10 protein-coding genes are annotated in these 9277 nt (G+C 32.0%); all 10 read right to left on the bottom strand.

Annotation, left to right across the window (positions count from 1 at the left end):
• Positions 1-193: 193 nt before the first annotated feature.
• A complete protein-coding gene (locus tag HMPREF9129_RS05075; protein ID WP_004821046.1) occupies positions 194-712 on the bottom strand; it encodes an NYN domain-containing protein in 519 nt (172 codons plus the stop codon).
• Positions 693-1412 carry a 23S rRNA (guanosine(2251)-2'-O)-methyltransferase RlmB gene (rlmB, locus tag HMPREF9129_RS05070; RefSeq protein ID WP_004821045.1) on the bottom strand — a complete coding sequence of 240 codons (720 nt, stop codon included), beginning with the start codon at positions 1410-1412 and terminating at the stop codon, positions 693-695. Before rlmB ends, HMPREF9129_RS05075 begins: the two co-directional genes overlap by 20 nt.
• Before the next feature lie 23 nt (positions 1413-1435).
• Positions 1436-2167: an FAD-dependent thymidylate synthase gene (gene thyX, locus HMPREF9129_RS05065; protein ID WP_004821043.1), complete on the bottom strand. Its 732-nt coding sequence runs from the start codon at positions 2165-2167 to the stop codon at positions 1436-1438.
• Positions 2164-2382: a ribonuclease III domain-containing protein gene (locus HMPREF9129_RS12310; RefSeq protein WP_370882807.1), complete on the bottom strand. Its 219-nt coding sequence runs from the start codon at positions 2380-2382 to the stop codon at positions 2164-2166. Before HMPREF9129_RS12310 ends, thyX begins: the two co-directional genes overlap by 4 nt.
• A gap of 41 nt (positions 2383-2423) precedes the next feature.
• Positions 2424-2588: a Mini-ribonuclease 3 gene (locus HMPREF9129_RS12305; protein ID WP_004821039.1), complete on the bottom strand. Its 165-nt coding sequence runs from the start codon at positions 2586-2588 to the stop codon at positions 2424-2426.
• Positions 2573-3967 carry a cysteine--tRNA ligase gene (cysS, locus tag HMPREF9129_RS05055; RefSeq protein ID WP_004821036.1) on the bottom strand — a complete coding sequence of 465 codons (1395 nt, stop codon included), beginning with the start codon at positions 3965-3967 and terminating at the stop codon, positions 2573-2575. Before cysS ends, HMPREF9129_RS12305 begins: the two co-directional genes overlap by 16 nt.
• A 15-nt stretch (positions 3968-3982) precedes the next feature.
• Positions 3983-4501 (bottom strand): NUDIX hydrolase, encoded by a 519-nt coding sequence (locus tag HMPREF9129_RS05050; protein WP_004821035.1) that lies wholly within the window; start codon positions 4499-4501, stop codon positions 3983-3985.
• A 13-nt stretch (positions 4502-4514) separates the two neighbouring features.
• The gene (pyrG, locus tag HMPREF9129_RS05045) at positions 4515-6104 is read right to left on the bottom strand and encodes a CTP synthase (RefSeq protein ID WP_004821033.1); all 1590 of its coding nucleotides are present in this window, start codon (positions 6102-6104) and stop codon (positions 4515-4517) included.
• A 9-nt stretch (positions 6105-6113) separates the two neighbouring features.
• Positions 6114-8165 (bottom strand): glutamine synthetase III domain-containing protein, encoded by a 2052-nt coding sequence (locus HMPREF9129_RS05040; RefSeq protein ID WP_004821031.1) that lies wholly within the window; start codon positions 8163-8165, stop codon positions 6114-6116.
• A gap of 564 nt (positions 8166-8729) precedes the next feature.
• Positions 8730-9248, bottom strand: a complete 519-nt coding sequence (locus tag HMPREF9129_RS05030; RefSeq protein ID WP_004821027.1) for a dihydrofolate reductase — start codon at positions 9246-9248, stop codon at positions 8730-8732.
• Positions 9249-9277: the final 29 nt, after the last annotated feature.

The following is a 9277-nucleotide window of genomic DNA, read 5'->3' as shown; positions in this document are numbered from 1 at the left end:
TTATATAATTTAAAAAGACATAGCATATTTTACTACGTCACACGATTAACTACTATGTATAAACATAAGCTCTGTTATTTATTATAACAATATTTTCAAATTTTTAATAGTTTTTATCAAATATTAAATAAATAAATTTAATATTTTTTTGCAACTTAACAAACAAAAAACACAGTTTGTTTAGTACTGTGTTTTATAGGTTCATATCTTTTAATTTATTCAACTGCTCATCATCAATTCTATTTGTGAGTTCAGCTTTTTTCTTTAATACTTTTTGTTTTGTAGAAATTTTTTGTTTTGAAAGTTCTACCTCAACTTGAAATTCTCTAGCCGAAAGTCTAACCCCACCTCTTGATAATATAATCTGTTGTTCTATATTATCTGATGTGGCAACTCTTACACCCTTGACTCTTTTCATCTCTGATAATTGTCTTTCGATGTAGTGGTCCGCTGTCTCAAATTCTTTTGTGAATACAACTAAAATTCCTTTGTAATCATAAATAGCTCCAGCAGATTTTTTTACCATGTACGCATCAAACACAACTATTACTTTTTCATCAACTGTGTGAGCATATTCCGAAAGTACATCTGCAAGTTGTAGCCTCTGGTCTTCAAGCGGAATTGATTTATCAAAACTACCCCAAGCATTTATTATGTTGTACCCATCTACAAACAAATATTTTTCTGATTTCTTATAGTTTAGTCGCTTCATCTTGTTTTAAAACTTCTGCCATCAAAACAGATGCTGCACACGATGCGTTTAGAGAATTTATTGAGCCTATCATCGGTATTGTAAGCATTCCATCTACGTGTTTCTTCAAACCTTGAGACATTCCCTTGCCCTCATTGCCAATTATAAGAGCTATTTTCCCTTTTAAATTTACAGAGCTATAGTTCTCCCCTTGTAAATCAGTTCCATATATCCAGTATCCATTTTCCTTAAGCTTTTCTATAGTTTGTGTAAGGTTGACAACAATCGCCACTTTAAGTCTTTCTATTGCTCCGGCTGAAGTTTTATAAACTACATCATTTACGTAAGCTGAATTGTGTTTTGGAATTACAATTCCATTAAAACCAAAAGCTTCTGCACTTCTTGCTATAGCACCAAAATTGTGTGGGTCTTCTATCTTATCCAATATCAAAATCTTTTCTATTCCCAAATTTTGAATTTCTTCAATGCTTGAATATTCAAAGTCTGATACCAAAGCAACAACTCCTTGGTGGTTTGAGCCATTTGCATATTCATCTAATTTATTCTTGTTAACTTCTGTTATCAATACTCCGGCTGACTTAGCCATTCCAAATATTTTTTTGATAGAGCCTTCTCTATTGCCTTGTTGAATATATAGCTTGTCTACTTTCTCAGCTTTTAGCATTTCAATTACAGGGTTTCTTCCATATATATACTTCATAATTTCTCCTATCGAGCCAAAATTTATAGACTTCTGTAAAACTCTCTAACTTCTTTAGCTTTTCCACATGACATAGCTCCCTCTTGACAGCTTCCTGAAACACAACTTGGTCCAGCTAAACTAAATAGTGTCGGTGCTATTTCTTTACACTTTCTAAGCATTTCAGTTGCCAATTGACGAATTTCCCATTGAGCTCTATTACAGCATCTTAGTTCAAAGAAGTTTAAAAGAGTCCTTGCATTCATCGTAAATACAATCTTAGTTTCACAAGCATTTGGAAATACATATCTCGCATCTTCTATTGAAGCTTTTTCTATGGCACTCTTGTTGCCTTCTCCCTCTTTATCAGCAATCAAAATTTCTGTTATCTTTTTATAAGCTTCTTTTGAATTTTCCATTGCATCTATAAAAATCTTCTTAGCTTCTTCATTTTTTTCAATTTCAGGTGGGATAATATAGTTAAATTCATCAAGCCTAACGTATCTTTGCGATTGTTGTGAGAAAGATGCAATTCTGTGTCTTACTAATTGATGAGTCAAAGTTCTTGAAACTCCTTCAACTGCAAAAGTAAAACTTGCATGCTCAATAGGTGATGCGTGAGAAAAACTCATCAACATTTTCAAAAATTTCTGAGCATCTTCTTTTGTCATATTTTCAGATATTTCTTCCACTCCTACTTTTGAATAGCATAATTTTGCTGATTTTGCTATCAACTCCTCCGGATTTGGAGTGTGAGCTATAATCTCGACTTTCATATTCTACCCCTACTTTCTGTAATCATTTCAAACAACTCAAGTATTCTATCCGACTTATCCAATAAGTACAAATATCCAAATAGACATTCTAACCCCGTGGCATTTCTATAGTCAGAAACACTTTGATTTTTTGGTACTGTATGCGATTTAGCATTTCTGCCTCTTTTAAAGACACTCAACTCTTCTTCTGTTAAATTATCTAAAATATTTTCTATAGAATCTGACTGACTAGATGCCTTTACATAATTGATTGTCTCTATGTGTAATTTTTTGGATTTTTATTTTTATTTAAAATGGTAGTTCTAACCAACAATTCATAAACTGAATCGCCTAAAAAAGCTAGAGCAAGAGGAGAGAGTTCCCTAATAGAACTCTCATCATATCCTTTTGAAATTTTTAAAAACTTTAAGCTCTTTTCCATTTCGTTCCCGCTCTTGTATCTTCTATTACTACTCCCATATCAAGAAGTTCTTGTCTTATTTCATCCGCTCTGTTGAAATCTTTATTCTTTCTCGCTTGGACACGTTCTTCAATAAGTCTTTCAACTTCTATATCTGTCTCTTGGCTCATCTCTAAAATACCAAGAACTTTTGTAAGTTTTAAAAGTGTATCAAATGTTGATGAAACTATTTTTTTATTTGAGTTTTCATTAAGTCCCGTGTTGATTTTTTTAACTATGTTAAACACTGCTGTTATTGCATCTGCTGTGTTTATATCATTTTCCATTGAAGTCTCAAAGAATTTAACCTCTTCTTCAATTGAATTTAAAAATTCCCTATCTTTATCAGAAAGCTCAACTTCTTTTGTAACTTCAAGTAAATCAACTAATTTATCTCTTCCGTTATAGATTCTCTCAAGAGAATTCTTAGTTTGAACCATTACATCTCTTGAAAAGTTAATTGGACTTCTGTAGTGGCTTGACAATAAGAAAAATCTCAATACTTCTAAATCAAACTCCTCGGCAACTTCTCTAACTGTGAAGAAATTCCCCTTAGACTTACTCATTTTTTCATTATCCACTGTAATCATTCCATTGTGAAGCCAATAATTTGCAAAAGGTTTTTCGTTTAGTGTTTCTGATTGCGCTATTTCATTTTCATGGTGTGGGAATTGTAAATCTTCTCCCCCTGAATGGATATCTATTGTATCTCCAAGCAGAGATTTTGCCATTACAGAACACTCAATATGCCAGCCAGGTCTTCCCTCGGACCATGGAGATTCCCAATATGGTTCTCCCTCTTTCTTTTTCTTCCAAAGTGCAAAGTCTGCCGGATTTTCTTTTAGTGATGAAATATCAACTCTTGCCCCACTTATTAAATCCTCTAATTTTTTGTGAGATAACTTTCCATATTCAGTAAAAGATTCAACTTTAAAGTATACATCTCCGTCAGATTCATAAGCAGCTCCCTTTTCAACTAAACCTGCTATAAAGTCTATTATCTCTTGGATGTGTTCAGTAGCTCTTGGATTCATTGTATTGTAATCATAAAGATGTAATCCATTTGCATCTGTTTTAAATTCTTTTATAAATCTTTCAGCAACTTCTTTTACAGTTGTATCTTCTTGGTTAGCCTTATTTATAAGTTTGTCATCTATATCTGTAAAATTAACTACAAACTTAACATCATTTCCCTTATATATGAAATATCTTCTCAAAGTATCAAAAACACAAAGAGGTCTTGCGTTCCCAACGTGGATATAGTTGTAGACAGTAGGTCCACAATTGTACATCCTAACTTCACCCTCTACTACAGGATGAAATTCTTCCAGACTTCTGGATAAAGTATTGTATAATTTCATTTTTCCTCCTATGTGTCAATTATCTAAACTAATTGGAATCTTCTTTACCGAATCGAAAAACTTTTCATAATAATCTAACTTTATCATATCCCCATTTTCTATCAATTCAAAGATTTCTTCCAAAGTTACAATCTTAACTTCAGAAACTTCATCTTCTTGTAAAACTAAATCTTCCAATTTTATCTTCTTATCTATCAAATAGATATAAAATATTCCAAAACTCTCTACAATAATTCTCTTCAATCTTATCCTAGCATCTGAAATATCAATACCTATTTCTTCCCTTGCTTCTCTTATAAGCCCTTCCTTGGGCTCTTCTCCTGCAAGAACTGAACCGCCAACAGAACAATACCACATATCCCCAAAAAGTTTTTTATTTTTACTCCTCTTTTGAATCAAATAATGGTCTTCATCAACCCTAATCCAACCTTCAGAGACTAAGTGATATTCTCCATTTAGCATCTTGTCCCCACGTTTTATGACTCTATTTTTTCTTTTGCCGGATTTACTATATACATCCCAAAATTCAGCCATAAAATTTATTTTCTCACTTTAAGCAAGCTTTTATAAATCCATTAAATAGTGGATGAACCCTATTAGGTCTTGACTTAAATTCCGGATGGAATTGACATGCTATAAAAAATTTATTTTCCGGTATTTCTATGATTTCCACCAAATCTAAATCTTCATTTATTCCTGAGAATACAACTCCGGCGCGTCTTATCTCTCCTCTAAATGAGTTGTTAAATTCATATCTATGTCTGTGTCTTTCAACTATGTGTTCACTTTGATAAAGCGCTCTAGCTAGAGTGCCTTCTTCAACTGTACAATCATAATCTCCAAGTCTCAAAGTCCCTCCAATGTTTTCGACAGTCTTTTGATTTTCTAACAAATCTATAATAGGATAATTTGTATCCGGGTCTATTTCAGATGAATTAGCTCCTTTTAGTCCAAGTTTGTTTCTTGCAACATCTATGAGAACTATTTGCATACCATAGCAAATCCCAAAATAAGGTACATTATGCTCTCTTGCATATTTTGAAGTCAATATCATCCCTTCAGTTCCCCTACTTCCAAACCCTCCTGGTACAATAATGCCATCTATATCTGAAAATACTTCTTCAATATTTTCTTTTTCAAGATTTTCTGCATTAACCCATTTTATACAAACTTTTGCTCCATTTTCATATCCTGCATCTATAAGAGCTTGAGTTACTGATAGATATGCATCATGTAAATCTACATATTTACCAACTAAAGCAATCTTAACTTCTTCACTTGCTTTTTTAAATCTTTCAACCATTTCTTTCCATTGGTGTTTTGATTCTTCAGGTTCTATTTCAAGTTTTTCTATAATATAATTGTCAATTCCTTGTTCATGAAATACCATTGGAACTTCATAAATTAAATCTACTGTCTTTGACTCAACTATTGCTTCCTTTGGCACATCGCAGAATAGAGAAATCTTTTCTTTTACTTGTTCTGTGATTTCCACTCCACTTCTAACTACTATGATATCAGCTTTTATTCCATAGCTCATCAACACCTTATATGAATGTTGTGTCGGCTTAGTCTTCAATTCATCAGAACCGGGTATAGTAGGAACTAATACAGTGTGTACAAAAAGTACATCTTCAGGTTTGCTTTCAGCGTGAATTTGTCTTATTGCTTCTAAAAAAGGTAGAGACTCTATATCTCCAACAGTACCACCAATTTCAGTGATTACTACATCTGCTTGAGATTCTTTAGCTGCTTTATACACAGCATTTTTTATTTCATCAGTTATGTGAGGTATAACTTGTACTGTTGAACCGTTATAATCTCCTCTTCTTTCTTTTTCAATAACTTTTGAATAAACTTTACCTGTTGTTATAGACGCTCTCTTAGTCAACTCTTCATCAATAAATCTTTCATAGTGTCCTAAATCTAAATCAGTTTCCGCTCCATCTTTAGTTACAAACACTTCTCCATGTTGATAAGGACTCATTGTTCCCGGATCAATATTTATATAAGGGTCAAATTTTTGCATAAACACGCTCAGTCCTCTTTCTTTTAAAAGGCGACCTATACTTGCTGCAGATATTCCCTTTCCTATTCCAGATACAACTCCTCCTGTTACGAATATAAACTTTGACATTAATTCCTCCTAAACTAATGAATTAAACATTTCCCTATAAGTTGGTATATAATTAATCTTTTCTGAAATTCTAAGTTCCAATTCATCAATTATATTTCTAACTTTTTCTAATAACATTGTAGCATTTTTTTGTAATTCCTCGGTAGACTTAAAAATATCTTCATCGGTTTCAAGCCTATCGTGTAATTCAACCATTTCTTCTCTTAAATTATAAAGTTCAGTTATTGAGTCATTGAATAATTCAAGTTCAGCTCTTACAACAGGATTTTCTATTGTATCTAAATACTTCCCATATGCAACGGCTTGTTTCATCGCAACCGGAATAATTTGTTTTTGAATTACTTCTTGCATTGTTCTAAGCTCTAATAGATGAACTTGTTTTATTTCTTCATAAGCTATCTTGTAAATAGCCTCTAACTCAACTTTTGAAAAAATATCTTGCTTGTAGAATATTTCATAGCAGTTTTCATCTTTAACCGCCTTTAAAGCATCAAATAAAGTCTTATGATTTTTAAGACCTCTTCTGTTAGCTTCTTGAACCCACTCTTCAGAGTAATTGTCTTTATCATAAATTACTCCACTATATTTTTCCATTCTATCTCTTACAATATTATACACCGTTTCTTTTATGTCAACAGCATTCTTTAACTCTTCATACATTCTTTCAAGAGCATCAGACATTGCAGTGTTTATTACAATATTTAACTCAGCTGCTGATTTAGAACTGCCAAGCATCCTAAATTCAAATTTATTTCCAGTAAATGCAACAGAAGCAGTTCTGTTTCTATCTGCTTTATCACTTGGAACTTCCCCTAGAGTTTCAATTCTCATAGGTTCAAATTTAGTCTTTGGCTTGTAATTAGTATCACTTATTTTTCTAAATACATCTTCTAAATCTGTACCTAAAAACATAGAAACTATTGCAGGTGGGGCTTCATTCCCTCCTAATCTATGGTCATTTGATACATTTGATGAAGCTATTCTAAGAAGTGTTTGATTTCTGTGCACAACTTCTATGAGGGCACTTACAAAAACTAAGAACGGTAAATTTTCTTCAGGATTGTCCCCTGGGTCAAAACAATTTAATCCATAATTAGTAGCTATTGAGTAGTTATTATGCTTACCACTTCCGTTTACTCCCTTAAATGGCTTTTCATGTAGTAGACAAACCATATTGTGTTTTTTTGCAACCGACTTTAAAATATCCATACAAAGTTGATTGTCATCAACAGCTATATTTACATTTTCAAAAAGAATTGCAACTTCAAATTGTCCCGGAGCAACTTCGTTGTGCTCAGTCTTAGCGTAAATTCCCAAACTCCAAAGTTTCTCATCTACTTCACGATAAAATTTTTCAACTCTTTCAGGTATTATACCAAAATAATGGTCTTCAAGCTCTTGTGCCTTAGGTGGTCTTGCACCGAAAAGAGTTCTCCCAGTACATGCCAAATCAATTCTCTTATTATATAAATCTCTATCAATTAAGAAAAATTCTTGTTCGAGTCCAACCTTAACTCTCATTCTGTAAGTATGCTTTTTCTCTAAAATATTCATTATGTCAGAGCCAATTTTTGACAACCTATTTGTTGAAGACAATAGAGGTGCTCTAGTATCTAATTTTTCACCTGTAAAAGCAACAAAAACTGTTGGAATATACAACACATTATCTATAATAAAAGAGTTTGCAGTAACATCCCAATAAGTATATCCTCTCGCTTCAAATGTAGACCTTATACCTCCACTTGGAAAAGATGAAGCATCTGGCTCCCCTTTTATCAATTCTTTTCCTGAAAAACGCATAAGAGGTTCATTGTCAGTTCTATCTATAAAAGCCTCCATTTTTTTAGCAGTAAGACCATTTAATGGAAAAAACCAATGTGAATAATGTGTTGCATTATTTTCAATTGCCCATTCTTTCATAGCATGAGCTATGGCATCTGCTGTATCACGATCTAACTCAAGATTATTTCTAACTACTTCTTTCCACTTAATATAAACTGAATGAGGTAGTCTTTCTTTCATACGCGCCTTGTTAAACGTCATCTTCCCAAAATTTTCCATCTTGTTCCTCCACTATAATAAATTTTCCATAAAAAACAAAAAAATTGGCATACCCAATGCCAATATGAAAAAAAATATTACCCAAGACAAAATCTTGAGGTGTTTTCTTTTATTATATACTTTTCAGATTTATTTTATCAAATAGAATTTATCTTTTTATTCTTGCAATTTTATATTTTAAAACTATATTTTAAATTATATATAAATTTTTAAACGTTATAATTTGTTATCCATTAATTAGATTAATATTAGATTAAAACATTGCTCAGACTGTATACACTGTGTTAAACTTTCCTAAAAGGAGACTGTCATGCAAAAGATAATTCTAATGTTTCTATGCTTTATGTTTCCATTGTTTGGATTTATCTATTACATTTTTTCAAGCGAAGACTCAAATAGAAATTTGTATCTAAAAATAAGTTTTGTTTCACTTTTGTTGCGTTTTATATTAGCTATAATGTTACCTATTTTTGGACTTAGCCTTTCATTTATAATTTTAAATCTTGTACATAATTTTGGATATTAAAAATCAACCCAAACACAAGGGTTGATTTTACTTTTATATTAGAATTTTACTCCGTCCCATTTTTTCACATTATTGTTTTTATAGACAACTATATGATAATCAATTTGTGGATCTTCAACAGTTTCCCCTTCTGATTCAATTTCCCAATCTTCATATTCATCTAAATTTGGAAAATATTTTTCTACACGTTCAAATGCAGTGTGAGTTTTAGTTATAATCGCCTTCTCACAATAAGGCAAAAACATTTTATACACTTCAGCTCCACCAATGATTGCAAAATCATCAGGATTCATTTCAGAATATATCTCCATAGCTTTTTCAGGACTGTGTATCACTTCGTATCCTTCTGGATTTATATCACTTCTTGTCAAAATTACATTTCTTCTGCCAGGTAGTGGCTTTTTATCTGGAAGTGTTTCGTAAGTCTTTCTTCCCATTAAAATCAATTTACCCATAGTAGTTTCTTTAAAAAATTCTAAGTCACTTTTTAAATGCACCAACATATCATTGTCGGCACCTATTCCCCAATTTTCATCTACATTAACTATCGCAAACATATTTACTCCTTAACAAATTAAATTCTTAA

It is taken from the genome of Peptoniphilus indolicus ATCC 29427 (genome assembly GCF_000227315.1).
In the GTDB taxonomy this organism is placed as follows: Bacteria; Bacillota; Clostridia; order Tissierellales; family Peptoniphilaceae; genus Peptoniphilus; species Peptoniphilus indolicus.
Note: the sequence above shows the minus strand (reverse complement) of the source record. Positions and strands in the feature narration are given on the sequence as shown.